At 42.5% G+C, this 23365-nt stretch carries 24 protein-coding genes; 5 read left to right on the top strand and 19 right to left on the bottom strand.

The genetic code is table 11. From position 1 onward, the window contains the following. Positions 1-277: 277 nt before the first annotated feature. A complete protein-coding gene (locus O0550_RS22230) occupies positions 278-2278 on the bottom strand; it encodes an oxidoreductase (protein WP_258427236.1) in 2001 nt (666 codons plus the stop codon). Between the two features lie 114 nt (positions 2279-2392). Between O0550_RS22230 and O0550_RS22225 the strand changes: the two genes are divergently transcribed. Beyond that, on the top strand, positions 2393-3319 hold the full coding sequence (locus O0550_RS22225) for an NAD(P)-dependent oxidoreductase (protein WP_022586449.1): 927 nt from the start codon (positions 2393-2395) through the stop codon (positions 3317-3319). A 19-nt stretch (positions 3320-3338) separates the two neighbouring features. Here O0550_RS22225 and O0550_RS22220 read toward each other — a convergent pair whose 3' ends face one another. From O0550_RS22220 to O0550_RS22190, 7 genes are all read right to left on the bottom strand, one after another. Then, positions 3339-3803, bottom strand: a complete 465-nt coding sequence (locus O0550_RS22220; protein ID WP_003340091.1) for a hypothetical protein — start codon at positions 3801-3803, stop codon at positions 3339-3341. A 106-nt stretch (positions 3804-3909) separates the two neighbouring features. Further along, positions 3910-4212 carry a hypothetical protein gene (locus O0550_RS22215; RefSeq protein WP_003338723.1) on the bottom strand — a complete coding sequence of 101 codons (303 nt, stop codon included), beginning with the start codon at positions 4210-4212 and terminating at the stop codon, positions 3910-3912. A 391-nt stretch (positions 4213-4603) separates the two neighbouring features. After that, on the bottom strand, positions 4604-6103 hold the full coding sequence (locus tag O0550_RS22210; RefSeq protein WP_181749221.1) for an LCP family protein: 1500 nt from the start codon (positions 6101-6103) through the stop codon (positions 4604-4606). A gap of 331 nt (positions 6104-6434) precedes the next feature. Next, entirely contained in the window at positions 6435-6578 is a 144-nt protein-coding gene (locus O0550_RS22205) for a hypothetical protein (RefSeq protein WP_003340095.1), read from the bottom strand. 121 nt (positions 6579-6699) lie between these two features. After that, positions 6700-8736, bottom strand: a complete 2037-nt coding sequence (locus O0550_RS22200) for an SEC-C metal-binding domain-containing protein (RefSeq protein ID WP_258427235.1) — start codon at positions 8734-8736, stop codon at positions 6700-6702. Positions 8737-8846: 110 nt separating this feature from the next. Then, positions 8847-9065, bottom strand: a complete 219-nt coding sequence (locus O0550_RS22195; RefSeq protein ID WP_003340098.1) for a hypothetical protein — start codon at positions 9063-9065, stop codon at positions 8847-8849. 23 nt (positions 9066-9088) lie between these two features. Continuing rightward, on the bottom strand, positions 9089-10060 hold the full coding sequence (locus O0550_RS22190) for a hypothetical protein (RefSeq protein ID WP_258427234.1): 972 nt from the start codon (positions 10058-10060) through the stop codon (positions 9089-9091). 377 nt (positions 10061-10437) lie between these two features. Between O0550_RS22190 and O0550_RS22185 the strand changes: the two genes are divergently transcribed. Then, positions 10438-11052: an undecaprenyl-diphosphatase gene (locus O0550_RS22185; RefSeq protein WP_003340102.1), complete on the top strand. Its 615-nt coding sequence runs from the start codon at positions 10438-10440 to the stop codon at positions 11050-11052. Between the two features lie 73 nt (positions 11053-11125). Here the strand turns inward: O0550_RS22185 and O0550_RS22180 are convergent, their stop codons facing one another. From O0550_RS22180 to O0550_RS22160, 5 genes are all read right to left on the bottom strand, one after another. Next, positions 11126-12277, bottom strand: a complete 1152-nt coding sequence (locus O0550_RS22180; RefSeq protein ID WP_258427233.1) for a glycerate kinase — start codon at positions 12275-12277, stop codon at positions 11126-11128. Positions 12278-12313: 36 nt separating this feature from the next. Then, the gene (locus O0550_RS22175) at positions 12314-13582 is read right to left on the bottom strand and encodes a GntP family permease (protein ID WP_068793635.1); all 1269 of its coding nucleotides are present in this window, start codon (positions 13580-13582) and stop codon (positions 12314-12316) included. A gap of 186 nt (positions 13583-13768) precedes the next feature. Then, entirely contained in the window at positions 13769-14926 is a 1158-nt protein-coding gene (locus O0550_RS22170; RefSeq protein ID WP_258427232.1) for a sugar diacid recognition domain-containing protein, read from the bottom strand. Positions 14927-15057: 131 nt separating this feature from the next. Further along, entirely contained in the window at positions 15058-16344 is a 1287-nt protein-coding gene (locus tag O0550_RS22165; protein ID WP_181749226.1) for an ArsB/NhaD family transporter, read from the bottom strand. Between the two features lie 170 nt (positions 16345-16514). Continuing rightward, the gene (locus O0550_RS22160) at positions 16515-17483 is read right to left on the bottom strand and encodes a substrate-binding domain-containing protein (RefSeq protein ID WP_003340109.1); all 969 of its coding nucleotides are present in this window, start codon (positions 17481-17483) and stop codon (positions 16515-16517) included. A 139-nt stretch (positions 17484-17622) separates the two neighbouring features. Here O0550_RS22160 and modA point away from each other — a divergent pair, with 139 nt between their 5' ends. From modA to O0550_RS22145, 3 genes are read left to right on the top strand one after another with little or no spacing between them, the layout of a single operon-like run. Then, positions 17623-18453, top strand: a complete 831-nt coding sequence (gene modA / locus O0550_RS22155) for a molybdate ABC transporter substrate-binding protein (RefSeq protein WP_003338711.1) — start codon at positions 17623-17625, stop codon at positions 18451-18453. A 54-nt stretch (positions 18454-18507) separates the two neighbouring features. Then, on the top strand, positions 18508-19197 hold the full coding sequence (gene modB / locus O0550_RS22150; protein WP_003338709.1) for a molybdate ABC transporter permease subunit: 690 nt from the start codon (positions 18508-18510) through the stop codon (positions 19195-19197). A 31-nt stretch (positions 19198-19228) separates the two neighbouring features. Beyond that, a complete protein-coding gene (locus tag O0550_RS22145) occupies positions 19229-19906 on the top strand; it encodes an ATP-binding cassette domain-containing protein (protein ID WP_258427231.1) in 678 nt (225 codons plus the stop codon). 60 nt (positions 19907-19966) lie between these two features. Here the strand turns inward: O0550_RS22145 and O0550_RS22140 are convergent, their stop codons facing one another. The 6 genes from O0550_RS22140 to O0550_RS22115 all read right to left on the bottom strand — a co-directional run bounded on the left by O0550_RS22140 (position 19967) and on the right by O0550_RS22115 (position 23235). Then, positions 19967-20914, bottom strand: coding sequence for a 3'-5' exoribonuclease YhaM family protein (locus O0550_RS22140; protein WP_258427230.1), 948 nt, complete (start codon positions 20912-20914; stop codon positions 19967-19969). A gap of 2 nt (positions 20915-20916) precedes the next feature. Next, complete coding sequence (locus tag O0550_RS22135) at positions 20917-21396, bottom strand: YkvA family protein (protein ID WP_096888115.1); 480 nt, start codon at positions 21394-21396, stop codon at positions 20917-20919. Next, the gene (locus O0550_RS22130) at positions 21389-22015 is read right to left on the bottom strand and encodes a DedA family protein (protein WP_003340121.1); all 627 of its coding nucleotides are present in this window, start codon (positions 22013-22015) and stop codon (positions 21389-21391) included. The genes O0550_RS22135 and O0550_RS22130 overlap by 8 nt, the downstream gene beginning before the upstream one ends. 194 nt (positions 22016-22209) lie before the next feature. Then, complete coding sequence (locus O0550_RS22125; RefSeq protein WP_003340122.1) at positions 22210-22449, bottom strand: hypothetical protein; 240 nt, start codon at positions 22447-22449, stop codon at positions 22210-22212. A 165-nt stretch (positions 22450-22614) separates the two neighbouring features. Further along, the gene (locus tag O0550_RS22120; RefSeq protein WP_003338703.1) at positions 22615-22785 is read right to left on the bottom strand and encodes a hypothetical protein; all 171 of its coding nucleotides are present in this window, start codon (positions 22783-22785) and stop codon (positions 22615-22617) included. Between the two features lie 84 nt (positions 22786-22869). Beyond that, positions 22870-23235: a PspC domain-containing protein gene (locus O0550_RS22115; protein WP_003338702.1), complete on the bottom strand. Its 366-nt coding sequence runs from the start codon at positions 23233-23235 to the stop codon at positions 22870-22872. Positions 23236-23365 lie beyond the last annotated feature (130 nt).

Raw genomic sequence — 23365 nt, 5'->3', positions numbered from 1 at the left:
CTCTTACTATAACTCAATTCGCATTCAAACAAAACTAAACAACCAGTCACCGGTTGAATTCCGACGACTGGCTGCTTAAACTTGTAAGGTGTTTTGATCCCTGTCCTACAAACGGGGGTCAGTCCCACGAGTGGGTGAGAGGTTTTATTTATGTTGTACGTAAGGCATTGCATTATGTGTATGGGACAAAAACAAATAACGTAGGGCTTACTTGACTTTTTGTACAGCAAAAATACATCTGTTCAAAGTATCCTTTTGCACGGTACGGTAGAGTACGCTATACTTCTCTCCCTACGCTCATGCCCTCCCAAATGGCTCGTTTCGCATCCAATTCCCCAGCTTCCCTCGCTCCACCAATCAGATGAACCTTCATTTCTGCTGGCAAAGAGTCCACAAGTACGCGATTCGGTGTGCTTCCAGCTGCTATTATCACCGTATCTGCCGGAATGATTGCTTCTTGTCCTTTCTCTATAATACGAACGCCATCTGGTAAAATTTCTTTATACTCAATTTCCGTTTTCATCACTACTCCGTGTCTCTTTAACAACGCTAGAACGGCCCAGCGAGTGGTTTTGCCTAATCCCGTACCAACATGTTTGCCTCGACGCAAAAGCGTGATAGAACGCTTGTTATATTGCATGCTACCATATGATTTCGCTGACACGATCCCATACTCCGCTAAATATTGACCTGCTTCTGCTGAAAGTGTGGTGTTCGTTACCAGTAGATGTGATAAATCGCAGGCAATTCCCCCTGCCCCAATGATCACGACCTGCTGACCCACGGGTACCTTTCCTGTAAAGACATCGGCATAGCTTACGACATGCGGCAGCTCCTTCCCCGGAAGCTCAGGTGATCGTGGTATTACCCCGGTAGCAAGGACGACTTCACTTACCCCTTCAGCGACAAGCTTATCGCTGGTGGCCTCCTCCCCCAGATGTACCTTTACCCCTAGTCTACGTAGCTCATTCTCGTAGTAACGGAGTGTTTCCTTAAATTCGCTCTTCCCAGGAACCTGACTGGCAAAATTAAGCTGTCCCCCTAACCGATTATTCCTCTCCCACAATGACACGTCATGCCCACGCAATGCTAGCACACGCGCTGCCTCCAGCCCAGCCGGACCTGCTCCGATAACTGCCACCTTCTTAGTCTTTTCCGCTGGTGTAATGCTAATGTCCCATTCACGACCTGCTAATGGATTAACTAAACAAGAAGCTGTTTTTCCTTCAAAAATGTGGTCGAGACAAGCCTGATTACAGGCAATGCATGTATTAACCTCAGCAAAACGCCCGGCTCTGCTCTTGGCTACAATATACGGGTCTGCCAAAAAAGGCCGAGCCATGGAAACAAGATCACTATGTCCCTCTGCGACGATTTGATTTGCCAAACGAACATCGTTTATGCGATTACTAGCAATAACCGGAATACCCACTGCCGCTTTGATTTCCTTTGCTACCCAAACATACGAAGCACGAGGAACCATCATAGAAATGGTGGGCACTTGCGACTCGTGCCAGCCAATACCAATATTTAAGGCATCAATACCTAGCTCCTCCAGCCATACTGCAAATTGAACCGTTTCTTCTAATGTCGTACTGTTTGGCATAACATCAAGTCCAGACATTCGAAAAATGACAGGATACTCTGGACCAACCGCTTTCTTAACCTGCCTCGCTATCTCCAATCCAAATCGCGCACGTCGTTTTAAATCTCCTCCCCATCCATCTGAACGCTGATTGGTCACAGGTGACAAAAATTGATTAACTAAGTACCCCTCTGAGCCCATGATTTCAACTGCATCAAAGCCTGCTTCCTTCGCTCGGCGAGCTGCATCTGCAAAAGCTTGAATGGTATGTAAAATTAATTCCTCATCCATTTCAATAGGGGCAGTTCGATTAATAGGTGCTTGTAATGGAGAAGGAGCTACAGGGTCGAGACCTGTCATTTCCTTGTAAGCATAACGTCCGGCATGAAAAAGCTGTAGCGCAATCCTTCCACCAGCTTCATGGACAGCACGAGTCATATTATATAGTGGTGGAATATGCTCATCTGCATAAATGTTCGTAAAGCCTGCTCCGCCACCTCCCTCTGGCAACACTGCGGCTCCTCCCGTAACAATTAAGCCTGCTTCTCCCTTTGCTCGTTCTACATAAAAAGCAGTAAGGCGCTCATATCCATGATCTAATGCTTCCAAGCCCACATGCATGGACCCCATAATCACACGGTTAGGCAACTGTAGTGTTGCAATTTGAATTGGTTGAAAAATATGTGATAGCATCCGATATCCCCACTTTCTATTTTTGAATGAATGTTCACTCATTTCTCTACGCACTTCAAAAATTCCTTTTTTTCTGACGATGATTGTTTTGCCCTGTTATAATAATGAGTAAGCATGACCTATAAAAAATTGGAGGAGATTCTACTGGATACAATTGGATTTATTGGACTAGGTACGATGGGACTGCCTATGGTACAAAATTTACTTAAAGCTGGATTTCCTGTACATGTTGTTTCGAGAAGTCGCGGCCCTATAGACAAAGCTGTTTCTCTCGGTGCCGTTGAAGCTAAAAACCCTGCCGATCTGGTGGAAAAGGTAGATATTTTACTTACCTGCTTACCTCTTCCTTCTACAATTGAAGAAGTTTATTTTGGCGAAAATGGAATTCTAAGTGCTGATCTGACAGGAACATTGGTGATTGATCACTCCACGATAAGCCCGTTATTAAATCAACGCGTGTATGACGCTATCACAGCAAAGGGAGGATCTTACATGGATGCTCCGATCAGCGGCGGTCCGATGGGAGCTACTGCCGGTACCCTAGCTATCATGTGTGGCGGATTAGAAAACGATTACGAGCGAGCTAAACCAGTATTTGAAGCACTCGGAACAAATTTGTTTTACTTAGGAAAAATCGGTAATGGTAGTATTGCTAAGCTGATGAATAACTATTTGATTGGTGTACATACGGCTGCTTTAGCAGAAACCTTCATATTGGCTACCAAAGCAGGGGTTGATACAACTCAGTTGTATGAGGTGCTGTCAGCAAGTACGGGAGATAGCAAAATGCTGCATCGAATCGTTCCATTGGTACACCAACGTGACTTTGATGCACGCTTTAGCAATCAATTGTTATACAAAGACATGAGGATTGCTGGAGAATTAGCAAAAGCCTACGAGCTGGACATGCCAATTAATAAGCTGGCTGAACAAATGTATCAGCAAGCTAGCGAAAAATATCCAATGGAGGATATGGCCGCTTTATTTAAAATTTATGAAGAAAAGACCGGAATTATGGTAAAAGAAAAGGCTCTCGATTGAGAGCCTTTTCCTTTACAGGTTAATAAACAATACGCACCAATTTTCCTACATGTGCTGCCATATTTGTAAGCACTGGCTTCCATTCATCCTGCTCATCCATTGGATTGAGCGGAAGCATAAAATGAAAATCAGCAACCCATTCCATCTGCGAGTCCTGCTCTGGCGATAGCATGCGCTTTTTGCTTGTAAAAGCGATCTCTGGCACAATGGCTTTAGCTGCTTGCCATAAAGCGTTGGTATCTCGTCCATCTACAAGATAAGTAACCTCTACTTCAATTTCGCACATTTTTGCTTCTTCTAGCGGAAATAAGTGAATAACGGCTACTGGTGTACCTTCCCTTGCTTCATCCTCCATGAACCGCATCTCAACCTCGTGGTATTCTTCTCCTTCTAAAATCGAGCGTTCTGTTTTTAGTAATACCTCTGTGGTTACACCGTAGGCTGAAAGCTCTTCGTCTACTTTTGCTACCAATATATCTAACATCGTTTTCTTCCTCCTCATGATGCACTTCATCCATCATACTGAAATCAGAGGAAGCCGTAAAGTAAAGAAACCGCTTTCATAAAGCAGTAGCCTTTTACTTTCTCATTCATGGTGTTGGATGGCAGTCCTTATTATTTAGAAATTCCGACAGCCATATCCGCCTGACATCTTTATTTGGACAGTATCCCAGCAAATAGCTATCTCCTAGCATATACTTTTCTTTTAGCCACTCCTTATGCTTACGGAAGAAGGCATTCTGAAATTCAATTGGCATTTGTTGATATTCTTCCAACGCAGAAGGGTGTTCGAGGAAATAATCTTCATCATACAGGATTTCATCATCGTTCTGACGACTAATAAAATACAAGAATAAAAGAACAAGGCCCGTATTCACCAAAAAAAGTGTCATACCTATCTCCCCTTTCCCTTACAGCCAATGTCATTCGTCCAAAACATACAGCCCTAAAAATATTCTGATTGTTTCTTTTATTTTATCATGATTTTGCTCTTTGGTAACTACCTCATATCCCTTTGAAATAATTTATTTTGGAAATGATTGATTCATTCAAAGCATCAGGGCCTGCCATCAGTAAATCAACCTTTTATAAACTTTCCCGGGACAGGAACATTTTTTATCACAGGCACCTCAGCTAAAAAAATGATTCTGGCATAGATTTGTACACCGTTATATATCCTTATCAGCAAAAAAAACCAGCTGAAGTTCTCCAGCTGGCATGCTACTATATTATTTGTTGCTACGAGTATTCTAAAACCTCTCTTTCCCACTGGCTACCCGTCTTTTAGGACACTTGGCTCTCGGGAAGTGTTGCCCTTCCAACAGAAGGTGAGCTCGCACCTGATGGTGGCGTAATATTTACCGGTGGAGGCGTCATTTCGTGATTAGAAGCTGGGGTATTTTGCTGGAAATTAGGAGCGTCAATAATATCGGCTGGCGGTGAATTACTCTCCGACTGTCCTGAGCTTCCATTATTGTTATCCAATCCATTATTTCCGGAATCATTTGCACCATTTTGTCCATTACCATTTAATAGGTCTTGTTCGTTACCTTGCTGCTCATTTCCATTTTTGGTTGTATCGGAGTCTTTCGCTTCCGATTGAACTTTGTTACTTGATTGCTTAGATTTCGTCGATTGCTGCTTCTTTTTCGATTTGGAATTATTTACATATTCTACTACCTGATTATCAAACGGAGAGTCGTTGTAATCAATTTTAGCCATCTCGTTGCTGTCTAGCCTCATAGCAGCTTGTAAGGTTTGGCGAATCTCATCTTTTTTGCTTGTTGGTAGCAATGTGTAGCTTGTACTTGAGCTCCAGAAGGCTCCACTGTCTACTACGACGAAATTATCCATGTTAAAGCTTTTAAAGTCATTGGCAATGCCTAGTATTTGTTCCTTGCTAAAATCAGTGTGGATATGATCACCAGTGGTTTCAATCACTTTAGGCAATTTAGCAAAGCCTTCGATCGACAGCATTTTATTCATAATCGCCTTAATTACTTCCTGCTGACGTTGGTTTCGATCAAAGTCATTGGAATAATACTTGGTACCGCGATTATCGTGACGGTGTCGCACATAATCAAGTGTATTCTTACCATTCAGCACCTGGCGCCCCGGATTAAGGTTAATATGGGTGTTATCAGTAGGATCGTCATATACAAGTCGACGATCTATGTTGACTTCCACTCCACCTACCGCATCCACGACCGCTTTGAATCCATTAAAATCAACCTCAACATAGTGGTTAACCGGAATGCCTAGCACCTGCTCAAGCGTTTTTTTCGTTAGGGTGATCCCATTTTCGGTAGGTGTTTCCCCTTTTGCTTTCGCCTGACGGCGTTCAGCCTCTCCGTTGGCAAATACAGCATTCACCTTATGATATCCGCGGTAGCCTGGAATTTTGACTCGGGTATCTCGGGGAATGGAGATCATTGTCACCTTTTTCGTATCAGGATCAATAACCCCAACAATCATTACATCGGTATTAGCCGAGCCTGTCTCTGGCCTCGAATCTCGTCCTAACAGTACAACAGAGATAGGTTTGTTTGAGCTATAGCTCGTATCAACAGGCAGTACATTGTTTACATCTTGATAAGGGTCTTCCGTTGCCTTCTCTATAGCTTTATCGAATGTCTGGTACACATAATAGGCATAGGCCCCACCACCCAAAATGAATAAGGCTAACAGGGTGAGAAGAATTATGCGTAGCTTTGTCTTCTTTTTCTTAGGTTTCTTCGGTTTGGAAGCGGTGCGCTTACTCGTGTTCGCAACCGTTTCTTGCATATGTAATCAGTCTCCTTATGTGACAAATAATCTTGCCACTCGCAATCTATGTTCCTTTGTTAAGACAGCCAACACCTTAGAAAGGTTACACTTACCATTACAACCCAAGCCTCTTGTCTCACAATTCCCATCATTATAAATTGAGATTTCAGGAAGTGAAATAGAGCTTTTCACCTATTTTTGCTAAAAACTACATCCTCTATCATATCACAAGCAAGTGGTATTTTGTAGAAAAATGTCTATGAAATCAGAAACCCCTTTCGCTAATAAGAAACGAAAGGGGTTCGGAAAAGTGAAGATAGCGAGATATGATTTAGAGTTAACAGATGAACTATTGCATCCCGTGAGGTGCTTGGCTAAAGCCTTTTACCGGCTTGCTCTCATTCTCATGCTTTGCATTTTGCCCCGTATGGTGCGCATCTCCGCCATGACGAATATGGTACTTATCGCTTTTGCCTTTGATTTGCTTTGCCATCTGTTCTCCTCCTTTTATCTTGCTCTCTTTATTGTGTGAGTATCCTTGCTTCTCCATTCATAGGCGCCCAATAAGCAAAACATCCCGCCTCACTCAGCTAGTAAGACGGGATGAATATGAATTACGCTTTTTGTTTAGTAGCAGCTATCACCAATTCAGTAATAGCGGGTGGATAAATCTCTGGGGCACCATAGAGACGGAGTGTACCATCCTCTACAAGCCCAGCGATTGCAAATATGCTCCAGCCCTCGCTCATCACTATTTCTTGTTCTGTTACAAATGATAGTTGTTCACCATTTTGACGCATCAAGGCATGCTCAGGTTGTTTTTTCCCAGCATAAGCTAACATTTCTTCTAGCACCACCTGCGGTTGCAGAGAGGATTGGTGTAGAGAATGATTCGCTTCCTTGGTTAACAACGTGCGCATACGATATGCCTCAGGCAGATCCTCTTTAAGCTGACTAATTACGTTCAGCATATCAGCAGTTAATAAGGTCTGGTGCTTTTTATCTAACCATTTGAAGAACGCTGTTAGAACAGAAAGCAGATTGTTCGCTAACGTTTTGGACGGCGTATCAACACGTTCCAGCACATCATGCGCTAAGAAATAAGCAACATGCTGAATACGTAATTCGTTCCAATCAAAAGTAGGACCAAAAGCATTACGAATAAATGTGCGGAACAGGTTCATCGTCTCATCGTATTTTTTCATTGTTAGCTCAGATTTTCCTGCTGTCATTTCCTCTACGAAAGAAGCTATGTCAGCCAGCACTTCTGGGCGAACCGTAAAAATGCTCTCCGGTAAACCTTCGATTAACGGACGATCCAACAGATTAGCAATATGATGCAAATGATTCGGCATGGACAGTTTGGTCTTTAGCACTTCAATATTCATAAAGCGCGCAATGCCTTGTCCCATCGCTTCCTCATGCTCTAGCTTGTCTAAGATTTGAGTAAGGGCACTTTTTAACTCTTGTTTATCAGAAGCGGCTACCAGCAATGGCGGTACATCCTGTAGCTCCATCTGAGACGTCTGCAACCACTTCTCTGTAAAGTAACTCTGAACTGCCCATTGTAATACTTTAGGCGGTAATGTAGGCGCACTTGTAATGAATAATGTACCCTTCGCCAGCTTTGTTCCTGTCGAGGTTAATCCATTAATTGCTATCTCTTCAGTTGGGGTACCTAGTTTAAGCGCATCACTTGCCTGTTCAACTCCTGGTTTATAGCCTTCAATCGTTAGTCGATTTTGTTCTAAAATCAATTCTGCTGCAATTTCATGAAGTTCCAACAAGGCACTGTCTAAAGAGCGAATCAGGAATTCATCCTTTTGCGAAGCATATACCCAAGTCTCCTGAGAAGGCTCTTGCTTTTTGGATTCAAAGGACCCGTGTGTTTTTAATAAGCGTCTGATTTCAGGAGCATGCACGCCTTCATAAACAAAGCGAACCATACTCTCTTCCTCAGGCTCCTGCTCATAGCTTACACCCTGCTCATTTAAACGCTTGTAAAGAGCTAGTGACACAGCTTCTCTACCGGAACTTTCCATATTTTTCACTATCGTTAGCAATTCATTTTTAAGCGTAGCGCTTACCATGAGACTGCCTGAGAAGATAGAATCACGATAGCCTAGCGGAATTAATCTAGCAAGCAGGAGTTGGCCTGGCTTTAGCGCAACAGATTGGGAAGAGATTAGATTGTGCTCCTGATTGGTGTACAAATCAGTAACAACAGTCATATCTTCTGTAACAGATGTAATCTCATATAGACCCAATTGAAGATGTAATAAACCTTCTTTTATATCTTGATCCATTCGTTTACCGTATTGACCGATGAAATGTTCAAGGACAGAAACACCCTCGCTTTTCACATCGAACACATACCAATTCATAAAATGGTCCATCCAGCGTGGTTGGAACAGCTCTTTTAGGGTAAGGCCCGTTTCTTGTGCAAAACGGTCTCTAGCCCTGCTTATTTCTATATCATTGACATGCTGCACCACATATTTCGTTAGACGTTCTGTCCAAGTAGCAAACTCTTTGCGGAGCTTTTGCTCGCGAGCCATGCGTACCTGAGCAATGTCCGTCACAACACCACAGCACTTTTTATATTTCTTACCGCTGCCACATGGACACAGTTCATTTCTACCGACTGACATGGGGGGTTGTTTCTCCTTTCGACCCAGCTAACCTTCAGCTAGGAATTGCCACAATCCTTCTAGTTATATCGCATTTCCCGAATTGATTGCAAGTTATTCTACCCGAATGCCTAGTAATCAATACTCATATCTGTGTATGCTTCCCATTTTTCAACAAAATGTTGTAGCTTTTTAATAAGCTTCTCAATTCTCTCACGTTCAGCAACACATTCAGATATGGCCTCTAATTGATTGGTGGAAAAAAATTGAACCACCATCTTTTCCATATGCTTTAAGCGAGCCTCATACTGCAAAATGATCTCACGGATCACATAAAATCTCTTTTCCATGCAAATGGACTCTTCTGCCTTCATTATTCTTGATCAAGTGTAGTCACAATATTTTTAATGTCGGTAACTACCTGTTCGTTTTTATGTTTTTCCTTCATCAAAATTTCAATGGCATCCATGTTACTCTCTTGGAAATGAGAAATTACCTCTTGGGACATTTCGACATTACGTTGGTCCAAAAGGGAAACTGCCTTATTTAATAGCTGTTCTACCTCTGCTAAAACGTTTTTTGTTTGGGTTGTAATCATGATTTTTTCCTCCTGTACGGCCTCTAAATTTTTTGCTTGTGGCTCGGTATGGTCAAGTGCTAGCTGATCGTTTTCGATCACAGTCTCTGCCGTAGCTACTTGTGCCTGTGCAGTTTGCATTTCATGTACAGCTTTTGCTTTATCGTCTTGGCAATTTACGTAAATGTTTTCGCCACTAACTGTAAAGCGGCCGTCCAATTCCGGTACAAACATGCTTTCTTTGATAGACAGCTTCAGCTCATTTTCCACCATGTGAAACAAAAGGCGGATAGATAGTCTGTCGATTTCCTTGCTAACCAAAAATTCATAAATGGAGTCATTAGCCAGTTTCCATTCAGCAAGATACCAGCGTTCATCTCCAACGTATTGAACAAAACGCGGGTCTTTATCCAGTATCAGCAATTTGGTGATCTGATTCCAGGAAAAATGGGTATGTTGACGCAATTCACGCATCATTTGGTCTAAATTTTTGGGAGAATGAGATTTTCTCACAAAACGATATGCCTGATCAAATAATTGATGTGGTTGGTATGTAAGCTCTAAGATCGCTTCGGTTCTGCCAACCTTTATGGGCGAATCAGTAAGCTGCATGGCTTCGGAGAGGATTTCTTCCGCGCTTTTTCCATTTGGCATAAAGTGTAATTGCTCTTCTAAGCGCGCAATGATATCAGTTCTTGGAAGTGAACGCTCCCCTGGCCGAAAAACCTTCTTGATGTAACTAGTGATGGTATATGTTGGCCTATTCATGAAACATTCTCCTTCTGCATTGCAAAGACTTTCCACAAGACGGAATAGTAACCTATATTCTACATCAAAGCAGAAAATCCTACATTTACTATTGTTTTTTTATGACTGAATGTGATTTTGTAACAGCCCAGCCATCATTGTAATCGCATACATGCTTATTCTATCTAGGTTTCAAACATTTTTTATAGCAACTTGCTTGCCTCGTAACCTTTTTCTTCCCTTAAACGTAATGGTAAATAGCCTACCCGAAAGGATTCTTCTGCTTGTGACCTTAGATAGAGATTAATTTAGTAAGGATTGGTGGTGGATTTACTACCTTTACGGTATATAATGGGGGAAGGATTTTTGTCAGAGTTTATGAACTGGAGGAAATAACCTTGGATTCTACTGTTGTACAAGCCCTCAGCTCCTTTGCTGCTTCCTATTCAGTTGTCGGCTGGATTAGCATTTTTCTAGCTAAATATGCAGAATACCTCTTTTACCTGAGCATCCCCGTTTATTGGTTTTTTGGAAATCGTAAAAACAAACGAATGATTATCCAAACAATCATTGTCTGTTGTATTTCCATGGGAATAAGCTGGGTGTTAGGACATCTCATCAATCGTGATCGACCGTTCGTTACGCTGCCATTGACACCATTGGTACCGCATGATGCGGATGCTTCTTTTCCAAGCGACCATGCGACAGCGGCACTAGCTATCGCAGCTACCTACTGGTATTATATCAAACCAAAGGGGAAACGCTTCTGGATGGTTCTTGCGGTTGGTGTATCCCTTTCCCGCGTGTTCATTGGTGTGCATTATCCAACAGACGTTTTGTCCGGTATGGTGCTTGGGATGAGTTGTGCTTATGCTATTCATAGCTTACTTCCAAGATTCCCTCGTGTAGTAGGCTTAATTGATGAGGGTATTCTTTTGTATGAAAAAATCGAGAGTGCCATCATACCGCCTAAAAAATCAGCTTCACGCAAAAGACATCACACGATTGAATAATGACCGAATAAAAAGCCCTTTTCATCACTTGAAACTTCAGCAAGTTTCCTGATAAGAAGGGCTTTTTGTTTTCCTATTTACTCTTCTGCCACAATGCTCCTAGTTTCAAGGACATTGCCACATTGCGCGCTGTCCGCTCCATATTTTGGGTTCCTTCTTGCAAAATCTCTTCCAAGGGAGCTAAATGAGGAATAATCGGGAATAAAAGATCAATTCCATGCTCGTGTACAATCTTACTCTCCTCAGTCACACAACCCGCAATGCCGATTACTGGAACATTGTAGAGCTTAGCCGTCTTGGCTACACCAATCGGAGTTTTTCCATGAATGGTCTGGAAATCTACGCGCCCTTCCCCTGTGATCACAAAGTCAGCATCCTGTACATGTTTACTTAACTCAGTTGCCTCTATTACAATTTGAATCCCGCGTTTTAATTCACATTGAAAGAAAGCTAGCACACCTGCTCCTAGACCACCTGCAGCCCCAGCTCCCTCAATTTTATCAACATCCTTATCGAGGTATTCTTTTAATTTCTTCGCATAATGGGCTAAATTTTGATCGAGCAGAGCTACTTGCTCAGTCGTCGCTCCTTTTTGCGGTCCAAATACAGCAGAAGCTCCTTTTGGTCCTGTCAAAGGATTATCGACGTCACAAGCCACCTCAAAGGTTACCTGCTGGATGCGTGGGTCCAGTGAGCTAATGTCGATTTCAACAAGCTTATGAAGCTCTCCGCCACCATCGCCAAGCTCCTCGCCATTCTGATCTAGCAGCCTTACACCGAGCGCCTGCGCTACACCAGCACCACCATCATTCGTTGCGCTTCCCCCTAGACCTAATATGATATGTGTGACACCTGAGTCCAAGGCATGGAGAATTAATTCCCCAGTACCTCGCGTAGTTGTAATAAGCGGATTTCTCTCTTCGCGCGGTACCAGATGCAGGCCTGAAGCTGCTGCCATTTCAATAACCGCCGTTTTTTTATCGCCTAATAATCCATAGAATGCTTCTACAGGCTGTCCAATTGGGCCCGTAACTTGGCAAGTAACGATCTCTCCACCCGTAGCATCCACCAGCGATTGAACCGTTCCTTCACCACCATCTGCCATCGGTATCAAAACACATTCAGCGCTAGGGAAGACTTCTTTTATTCCTTTTTCAATTGCCTCTGCTGCCTGCATAGCCGTTACACTTTCTTTAAAAGAATCCGGTGCAATCACGAATTTCATCGTTGTCTCTCCTCTCGCGTGCTGTACTAGCTATTTTCATACCATAATTTGAAAAATACCGAATAACAGAGTAGAAATGATAGCAAGTACAAAGCCAATCACTGTCTCATAAGGAATTAAGCGTAGCCGTTCTTTCATTGCCATGTTAATGCTACCACCCGTAGCGTGGAAAAAGCTTCCGTGCGGCATATGATCAAACACAGTCGCACCCGCATGTATCATTGCCGCCGCCGCTAGTGAGCTTACACCAAGTTCAACGATTGTACTACCAAATACAGAGCTTGCTACCACCGTACCAGCTGTTGTAGAGGCTGTAGCCAATGACATTAACGCACCGCTAATCGGGGCCAACAGGTACGCTGGAAGACCAGAAGCAGTCAAGGCAGAAATAATGACACCTTTTAGTTCTGAATTGGCGATAATTCCGGCAAGTGTTCCCGTTCCAATCAGCATAATAGCTACACCTGACATCTTACCTAACCCATATATGGCATACTGATTCACTTTTTTTACGCGTCCCATAGCAATTGCTCCTACAAGCCCCCCCAAAGGCAAAGCAATTAACGGATCAATATTGATATCAAATAGAGGTCGCAAAGCCAGTAAAACAATGGCTGTAAGCGGTGCTAACATTGCCGTTCCAAAGCTTGGAAGCTTACTTCTATCAATTTCACTACTTTCGTTCGCCGCTACTTTGCTTCCTTTTTGCGACAGTCTTTTGGCAATCATGTAGGTTACAGCCACTCCAATGAGAGCAGGAATAATTCCTGCTGCCATCACAGAAGTCAATGGTACGTGGAATGTGTCGGCCGCCGCGATAGTATTGGGGTTCGGCGACATGATATTACCAGCTTTTCCCCCTCCAATCATCGCAAGCAAAATACCCATCTTCGATATATCAGCTCGCTGCGCGATCGCCAACGCAATCGGAGCTACGGTAATTACTGCTACGTCAATAAAGACACCCACCGCTGTCAGAATCATCGTTGCAATGGCAAGGGCTAGCAACGCTCTTGTTTCGCCTACTTTTTTTACAATAGTCTCAGCGATTGTGGATGCTGCTCCCGATTCAATTAGTACCCCAGCCAAAACACCTGCTGCGAGGATACGTAAGACAGCCGGTATAACACCCTTGGTTCCCTCAATCATAAGGGTAACGGTATCCGGTAAATTAACTCCGCCGATGACACCACCAATCAAGGCACCAGCAATCATTCCATAAGCAGGCGGCACTTTACGCAAAATAAGAACGATGGCTACAATCAACGCCGCTAATGCCCCAAAAACGCTTACGGTTACATCCATGTGTGACTCCTCCTTCTGACTTCAGCTCTATTTGTATGCTTTCTATATCTCGTCTATATCATAGCGCTTTCATGTAAGCGGATTCATCAGCCACAAAAACAAAACTCCCGCCTGACGGACAGGGAGTTTTTGTTCATTTGCACAATAGGCTCCTTTCGATTGGTAGAATTGGAATTTGTTCCTTTTTTATGTTTGTTTATTTTTAAGCTTATAGAGCCACATAGCAAATTGTAATGATAGGAAGTCACTGATTCTTTTGGGGTCCTTTCCTGTGATGTCATAAATGCGTTGCAGTCGGTATCTAAGCGTATTACGGTGAATGACAAGCCGTTTTGCAATCCGATGCAGTTCTCCCTCTTCCTCCATATAAACGTGAAGAGTTTGCTGAAGCTCTCCACTTTTATCCTGTGTGATGAGATTTTTATACACCTTGATCAACTCTTCTGATTTCCAAGATTCCTGTACGGAGACCATCAGCGTTTCATTTAAAAAATCATCATAGTAATAAACGGTTAATTCTGGAGCCATCGCTTTACCAGCTACTAATGTATCCCGAGCAGACTCATAGCAATAGCGTAGCCCCTCTACACCTGAAAAAGCTTTTCCAACTGATATTTTAATAGGCGTAATGAGTTGATTTTTTAGCAATTGTAATATTTGCTCAACACCTTCACAAATCGCTTCCTTATCCCGATAATGGCGTGATTCCTTTACTAAAACAATCTGTTTTGAATTCTTAATGGCCATCATTTCAATGGTATCACGCAGCTCCAATAAGCCAACCATTTGACGTAAAGTCGTGTAGGCACTATCGTCAGAAATCCCGGTATCCACTAATTCAATGACAACCGCCACTCTCTTAATGGATAGATCGATTTGCAGCCGCCTTGCCTGTTCCTTCCATAAAAAACGATCCTGATGGTCTGAATGTATGATGGACAACAAAAAATCTTCCCGTAATCGTTTATCCAGCTTGGCCTGCTCTAGTAAGTAGGATTGCTCCAGAAACATCTCTGCTGTCATTTTGACAAGCTCTCCATACTTCGTCACCTCACGTGGATCACCGGTAATACCAATCACGCCCACTATTTCATTTTGGAATTGGATAACTAAATTAGTTCCAGCCTGAACACCAACCAGACGCCTTACATCTTCCGGATACACCTCAAAGCGGCCTCGTCGCTCTATAGCAATAACCGCGCCTTCATGTTTTTGATGTAATCTATTTTTATCTCCAGAGGCAATAATGTAACCTCGCTCATCCATTACATTTACGTTATAACCAATGACCTTCATCATCCGAGTAACAATATCCTGCGCGAGTTCTTGTGTGACTTGCAACACTCTGGCCACTTCCTTACCTGATCGATGTTTTTTTGCTCCATTATTATCTTATAAAAGCAGACTAGTAGCAAAAAACCACCGGCTAAGGCTCTCGCCTCTTTCGATGGTTTTTTAAACATATCTACATAATATTAAGCAAAGAAGAAATAACGTAGATACACATATATGTGAGATATGATCAACGTAATAATCGTGATCGGGAAAGCAACCTTGAAAAACATCCCAAAGCTAATTGGGTATTTCTCTTTCGAAGCCATTCCTACAACAATGACGTTAGCACTAGCTCCGATGATCGTACCGTTCCCCCCTAAGCAAGCGCCAAGGGCCAGACTCCACCATAGCGGCTCCAAATTCGTAATTCCAAGGCTTCCCATCTCTTTAATCATAGGGATCATTGTCGCTACGAATGGAATGTTATCAACAAAGGCAGATGCAATTCCACTCATCCACAGTATGATAATAGATGTTTTCAATGTATCGCCCTGTGTAAATTCGATTGCTTTTTCAGCTAGGGAAGCTATAACACCTGTGTTTACCAGACCAGATACCAATATGAACAATCCGGCAAAGAAGAAGATTGTATTCCATTCTACTTTCAGCAAAGCTTCCTCTAGATAATGCTCTCCTGTTAAAAGGAGTAATAAGAACGCGCCCACTAATGCAATCGTGGCAGATTCTAGATGAAATACACCATGCAAGCCAAAGCCAATAATCGTTAAGGCAAGCACTGTTAATGATTTTTTTAATAAAGTAGGATTCGTTAGCTCCTGTTTTTCATCTAGTAGCATCAGTTTTTGCTGTAATTCTGGAGTTGTTTGTAATCCTTTTCGATAAACGAGTAACAAATAAATAATGACAACGACTAAAATAATAGCGATGACTGGAGCCATGTGTATGAGGAAAGCCATAAAGGTCAATTCCGGTACAGCGCTCCCAATCATGATATTTGGCGGATCACCAATCAGTGTCGCGGCTCCCCCTACATTCGAGCAAATGATCTCACTAATCAGATAAGGAATCGGGTTTACATTCAACTGACGTGCAATACTAAATGTGATAGGCACCATGAGTAGAACGGTTGTTACGTTATCCAGCAAAGCTGATGCCAGAGCTGTAATTAAGCTTAATGCAATCAGGATTTTAACCGGATCGCCCTTTACCGCTTTAGCGGCTTTAATGGCTACGAAGGTGAATACACCAGTTTGTGCTGTTATGCTCACGATGATCATCATTCCGATTAATAAGCCTAATGTATTAAAATCAATATGATGAATTCCTTCCTCCTGGGTAACGATACCCGTGAGGATCATGAGCAATCCCCCTGCCATCGCAACAATTGTACGGTGCAGTTTTTCACTGATAATAAAAGCGTAGGTAATGAGAAAAATCGCAATTGCTAATAATGCTTGATTATCCACTTGATAACCTCTCTTTCTTTCCCCTGAAGTTTATTTTGTTATATTATCCAAAAGTTGGATGTAAAAAACGACAAAAAGAGCCCATCAAATGACAGGCTCCTCCATAACACATTCGTATCAAGTTATATCCTATAGAATAACGGGATTTTGATCATTTGTAAAGTAATTTATCACCAAGAATGAATAGGCCCCTTCAGCTTGATCTGACCCGTGAGCGTTACATCATAGCCCCCGATAGCCTGTAGTTCTTGTTTAAAAGCTTCACTTTGTAGCAATTTCAGGAGACTGTTTATCCAATAATGATTTTGTTCCGTAACCAGCATAACTAGATCATAGTGCTCTTGAATTAAAGGAATAAACTCCACGTCTACAATTCTTGCAGCTTTTTCAATGCCAATCCCTACATCTGCGGCTCCCCTCGCGACTGCCGTTGCGACTGCTAAATGACTATGCTCTACATGATTAAAATACCCAGATAGTCTGGCTGGATCAATCTGATGAAGACGCAGTTGCTCATCTAATAAAACCCTTGTTCCAGAACCAACCTCTCGATTGACTATTCTGACTCCTGACTTTTGTAAATCAGACCACGCCCGTAGCTGTAAGGGATTACCCTTTGCTACATATAGACCTGCTTGGCGAGCCATCATATGAACAATCAGATATGGTCGACCTGTTAATACGCGCTGTACATAAGGCAAATTGTAGGTCCCGCTGTCACCGTCAAAAAGATGTGTACTTACAATCTGCGCTTCTCCTCGATAAAGAGAGACCAAGCTATTTAAGCTTCCTTGGTAGGAACGAAGCGCTCTTATACTGCCTGTTTGCTTTTCTAGCTGAGAGGCTAACAAATCTAGTGCCATGTCCTGTCCACTAATAATAATGGATTGAATCCCACCAGACGATGGTTTATCTGCTGCGATAGGTTTTCCTACTTGTGAAAAGGAGGTGGTGTTAGCAGCTTTTTTCGATTTTGTTTTTAGCTTGTAGGATTCCAGATCGCTTGCATCTACTCGCATCTGTCTACCAACACGATAAGCAGACAGCTCTCCCTTTTTTATGAGGTCATATACTGTCAGCTTGGATACTCGCAAAATATTAGCAACCTCTTCAGTCGTATAGGAGATGTTTTGCGTCATTGATAGCCTCCTTTTCAAGTATTAAATCTTTACTAGTAAAAATATCTTATCATAACTAGGAATCCAAGCTATAATGTTCTTAATTAGTTATATCTAAATATAACTAATTATAACTACTTATATCGAAGGAGAGTCTTTCATGTTAACATCACGCAAGAAAAAACGCTTCCTGAGCAGTTTGGTCAGCTTCTCCTTATTACTTGCTACTGTAGGCTGTTCTACTCCGGCTCCATCAGCCACTCAACCTACTGGTGATTCGAAATCCCCGCAAACCAAAACAGAAATCTTTGTGTCTGCTGCAGCAAGCATGACCGATGTGCTACAAGATGTAAAAAAAGAGTATGAAACCAAGCATCCTGAAATTACATTGACTTATAACTTCGGTGGTTCAGGTAAACTTGCCAAGCAAATTGAACAGGGAGCCCCAAGCGATCTCTTCATCTCCGCTAGTTCCAAGGATATGAAGACGTTAAAGGATAAAAGCCTGATCATCGAGGATTCCCAAACTGAATTAGTTACGAATGAAATGGTATTAATTGCTCCTAAAGAAAGTACCATCTCCATTGATTCATTTGAGAAAATAACACCCGAAACAGGTAAGCAGTTTGCGATTGGTGAACCAAGCTCTGTCCCAGTCGGTCGTTACACAGAGGAAGCCTTGACAAAATTAGGTCTGTGGGAAAAAATGAAGCCGAACATGGTGTATGCAAAAGATGTTCGTCAAGTTCTAACCTACGTTGAGTCAGGTAATGCTGAGTTGGGTGTCGTATATAAAAGCGATGCACTTACATCTGATAAGATCAAAATCCTAGCAACTGCCAAGCAAGATTGGCATAGCCCTATTGTCTACCCGGCCTCCTTGGTAAAAGCTACACAGCATCAAAAGGAAGCTCAAGAATTTTTAACATTCCTAACCACTGATTTTTCGAAGGCTGCCTTTGAGAAATACGGTTTTCATCCTGTAAAATAAGCGATTTTCAAGCTTACATATGGGCAAAGCAAATTAAAGTGAGGGTACTTTTTTATGCCTGACATCTCTTATTCCCCGCTCTACCTGTCATTGAAGGTAGCGGGGATTTCGACTATTGTTGTATTTATCAGTGGATTATTTATCGCCTATTGGTTCTCGCGTCGTCAATTTTTTGGCAAAAGCATTCTCGAAGCATTGTTTCTATTGCCTCTCGTGCTTCCTCCCACTGTCGTAGGCTTTGGTCTGCTTCTACTGTTTGGTAAAAACGGGTTAATCGGAAAATTTTTATTGGAGGCTTTTCAATTTCAAATTGTATTTACTTGGGTAGGAGCGGTGATCGCTTCTGCTGTTGTCTCGTTTCCCCTGATGTATCAGGCCGCCCATGCCGCCTTTCAAAATATGAATCGGCGCTATGAGCAAGCCGCTATTATGCTTGGTGCTTCTACTTGGAGGGTCTTTTGGACTGTCACGTTTCCGTTATGCTGGCCCGGGCTTTTGGCTGGACTTGTCCTTTCCTTTGCCAGAGCGCTTGGTGAATTCGGAGCAACACTCATGCTAGCTGGTAATATTCCTGGGAAAACAGAAACACTTCCGATCGCCATCTATTTTGCCGTGGAGGGTGGACGTATGGAGATCGCGGCCTTTTGGGTCGCTATTATCGTTGCCATAGGCTTTAGTACCATACTCTGGCTTAACTGGTGGAGTAAACATACATTAAATCGTCATACGCAGTTTAAAGATTAAAAAAGTCACTTTACGTAGATGAGGTATTTCCATGCTACAGGTTCAGATCATGAAACAACGTACGCATTTCGCATTAGAAGTATCATTTACTGTTCATAACGAAATTGTTGTCCTGTTTGGCCCATCTGGTTCAGGTAAAACCAGCATTCTGGAATGTATCGCTGGATTGCTCACACCGGATGCGGCTCTAATTTCATTACATGGACAAGAACTATGCACTCCGGTAAGTAGCGTTCCTCCCCAGAAACGAAATATCGGCTATGTCTTTCAAGACTATGCCTTGTTTCCTCACATGACTGTTGAAAAAAATATTTTATACGGGATTGATTCAAAAAAACAGGCTGTAGACAAAGCCTTCCTAGAGCAAATCTGCGAAACGCTCGGGATTCGTCATCTGCGGAAAAGCTTTCCTACTAATATCTCAGGCGGAGAAAAGCAACGGGTAGCATTGGCCCGCGCTCTAGCAGTCAAACCAGATTTATTGCTTTTAGATGAGCCTCTCTCAGCCCTAGATCCTGCAACAAGAGCAGAGTGTCAGGACGAATTGCTTCGCCTGCATCAGCTCTGGAATATTCCCGTCTTATTAGTCACACATGATGAGGCAGAAGCGTACAAGCTGGGAAATAGAATCTTACGCTTACGTTCAGGAAGGATAGAAGAGGAGGTATTGCTTCAACCTCCCGTATCCGCTACTCGTCAAAAAAGCTGAGGTAGGAACCCGCCTACATCAGCTTTTTTAATAAACAGACACATTTAATTGGAGAATTGCTTAAAAGCCTCTCCACACCTTCCGTTTTAACACAGGTGCATAATGCCATTCTTCCTCTTCTGACATCTCCTGTAGGGTATTGCCTAGCGCGTTCATTTTACTGTCAATTTGATCAAGATAGTGGAAAATAACAGCAGTAGGTGTCTTACCTGACACAGCGCTTCCCCATCCCATTTCCAAATCGCCATGATGACTTAAAATGCAATGCTTCAGATGCAATACTTCACTATCATCTAATGGAATAGCTAAGTCTATACATGCTTTCGTCACCATTTCTACTCCCATGACCAAATGACCAATCAACTGTCCTGGAGTGGTATATTCTGGGGCTACCGGATCAGATAACTCATACAGCTTGCCAATATCGTGCAAGATGCAGGTGGTCAGCAGCACATCACGGTCTACCTGTGGATATAGCGGCAGCAAGCGTTTACCCAAATCTAATAAAGAGACTACATGTTCTAATAAGCCTGAATAATAATGATGATGCATTCGAACGCCCGCAGGAAAAGAGCGCATCCGTTCATACACATCTTCCTTCCCGATCAGATGTGAGATAATCGCTCTCAATGTAGGGCTTTGAATATCTGATATATGACTCTCCAGCCGTCCCCATAATTCATCTACAGCATATTTGGAGGTAGGGACTAGCGATTCCATTACAACCTCGTCCGCAGGAGTAGCGTGACGTACACGTTGAATGACTAATTGCTTTTTACCGCGATACATTTGTACCTGTGCATCAATTTTAATAATCGATTTTACTTGAAGATTTTCTTTAAGCTCATCGGTAACATCCCAAATCTTTGCAGGCAAGCTACCAGATCTGTCACCAATCTCTAGATTCATATATTCGCTCTGGTTACTAGCAACGCCAATCTCTCTACTTTTAACGAGACAAAAGGCGATTACGCGTTCTCCCTCCACATAATCAGCCAAAAATTTCATACCTAATTCCCCTTTGTTTTGTGGAATAGTAGGGCATCAATCCTCTTCAGGATATGAGTCCCTACTAATTCATCCGCTTTCGAAATAACATCCGTAATCACCTGTAGCAGGTTTTCTTTCCCGTTCCAATGCTCCTGGACGATGACCTGCTCCGTGTTGCTAAGAATCTTGTGTAAGGCATATACCGCTAGCACTATATCATCTAAATAACCAATAGGGCCTATCAAAGCCTCAGGAATTAAGTCTACAGGCGAAATAAAGTAAGCAACGGCAAGCGCTGCTATAGCCTTCGCTCCCGTAGCCACTCGCTTGTCCACCAGCAATCTGGCCAAAAGCACAAATAGATCAGGAGCAAGTAAAAGATATGGAGTAGAACCCTCCGGCATACCTTTGCTACGAATGAACTTCTCCACTTTTTCTCTTAGCTTATCATAAAATCGCTGATGATTTTTTGGTATCAGTATAATTTGCTCCTCATTCATTTGGTTTTCCTCCTGCTCTTTTTTTCCGAACGCGTTGATACACATATGCCCCAAGAACCACTGCGATAAAGATAAGGAGAATCCAAATGGTCACTTTTTTAATAGCCAATTGAAAGACTCTCTCCCAGCTCTCACCTAAGATGAAGCCCAAGCTAACAAACAAAGCAGTCCAAAAAGCCCCTCCTGCATAGGCTAAAATAGCAAAAGTACGAAAACGCAGCTCTGTGATACCCGCAAAATAAGCGGTATATTGACGAATCCCTGGCAAAAAATAGCCAATGGGAATGGCCCACTTCCCAAAACGTTGAAACCATTCTTCCGTTTTTTTATACATTCGATACCCTTTTTCGAAACGCTTCAAGTATTTTTCTATAAAAGGATGCCCCAATTTAAATCCAATCCAATAAGCTGCTGTCATCGCACTTATGGAGCCTAGATAGCAGACTAAAAAGGTTGGTAGGAAATGCAGATCTCCCCTAGATACCAAAAACCCCGAAAACACCAAAAGCGTCTCCTCAGGAACAGGCAAGCCAATCAAGCCAAAAAAGAATAGTCCATAGAGAGCAAAGTATCCATATTGTGAGATATATCCGCCAAAATGATTAATAAATTCATTCATTCAGGTCTTCCCTTTCCTTTCTCTATATATCGTGCCAAATCTTAGCAAGTAAGTTCAAGTTATCTTTTCTACCCAATATGACGTCCTTGACCACTATTGGTTGCATACTAATGCTCAGCCTGCCTTGTTCTTATTGGGCTCTCATAAAAAAGAAAGGAACCACGCTCCTTGATGCGCTGGTTCCTTTTCTGAGTTTATTCCGCTTGTTGGTCGCGAGCAAATGCATTACGTTCACGGAGAACTACCATAATTTCGCTAACCGTATGTTTGTCATAAATCATCGCCATGACATGTTCAACGTCTTCTTTTTCTAAACCGGTCGCGATTAGACTTTCTTTTAAAAGTACGTCGTTATTGCGACGGAAATAGGATTGCAACGTTCGCAATACACGCCCTTCAAAATGCGTCTTTAACAATAGTTCAGTCGTTGACATTACCTTCCACCTCATCCTACAGTATAGAAACTATTATCTCCCAAACTGCCCAAGGAATCAACCTTCTGTCCATAACCTTATGTATTGCCAGCTTTAAAGGATATATATACTTCTCTTTAAACCCAAAAGAGGCCACATAATTTCTTGTGCCTCTTTTGCATGTCATTATTTGGTTGTATCCGATGGACATGTTGTCAGCATCTCTTCTAACACCTGAACATCATTTTCTAAACCACGAATATCTTCCTCTAGCATTTTAAGCAAATGCTTTTTATCCCGAAGCATTTTTCGTGTTTGATCTAGGCGCTCTTGCATATCAAAAACACCGATATACACTATCGTTTCCCTCCCTATGTAAGATCCAACGAACCACCTTACATCATATGCAACGACAGCATATTGTTTCCATTTTCTTTGCCATCAGGACTGATATTTTTCTAATTCCGCACGCAGCCGTTTTATTTCTTGACGCATTGCGGCTTTTTCCAATCGTTCCATTTCCTGATCTAAACCTTTATCATAGTTTGCTTTTTCATAGAAAGGTTCTTGGTGAAATCCTGATGCAAATTCAGGCTGTGGACGCTGATAGCGTGCCTGCTCCCACATGGGCTCCTTGGGCATGATGAAAGCGAGCAAGAAGTACAGCAATAGTGGTACCCCTGTAAAAAAGGTGACAACAGCGGTTACCAAACGAAGCAATGTCGCATCAATTCCTAGATAAGCAGCGAAACCGCCACAAACCCCAAAGATTTTTTTATCAGATTGGGACCGATAGATACGATTCATAATAGGCGCATCCCCTCTCAATATATATACCTGTTCTTGATAATACTAGGATATCGAAATCAGCTTTTGTTCAAAACTGGCTGGAGTGGGATTTTTCCTCCGTCTACAGGCGGAGACAGGCTTGCATAAA

This window comes from Brevibacillus halotolerans (assembly GCF_026891775.1).
In the GTDB taxonomy this organism is placed as follows: Bacteria; Bacillota; Bacilli; order Brevibacillales; family Brevibacillaceae; genus Brevibacillus_B; species Brevibacillus_B halotolerans.
Note: the sequence above shows the minus strand (reverse complement) of the source record. Positions and strands in the feature narration are given on the sequence as shown.